The following is a 240-nucleotide window of genomic DNA, read 5'->3' on the forward strand; positions in this document are numbered from 1 at the left end:
CCGTTCCTCGGTCTGCGAATGCGTCGACGCAGCCGCGCACCGCTGGAGCCGCGCCTGGCTCCAGCGGTGGTACACCGTGGTGTGCAGGCAGTGCAGGCCCAGCTCGAACGCGAACGGCGAGCGCGGATTGCGGTCGAGCAGGCGTGCGATGAGATAGCCCACCGGACGTATACCGCGTGGGTGCACATAAATCACTAAATCCCGATAGAACGGATCGACCAACAGCGCGTCCAGATCAGC

1 pseudogene is annotated in these 240 nt (G+C 64.6%); it reads right to left on the bottom strand.

What is annotated here, in order from left to right:
- Positions 1-240 (bottom strand): annotated as a pseudogene (locus tag ACQG3P_RS22795) (hypothetical protein); the annotation flags it as partial.

The organism is Stenotrophomonas sp. SrG, assembly GCF_050031795.1.
Lineage (GTDB): Bacteria > Pseudomonadota > Gammaproteobacteria > Xanthomonadales > Xanthomonadaceae > Stenotrophomonas > Stenotrophomonas rhizophila_A.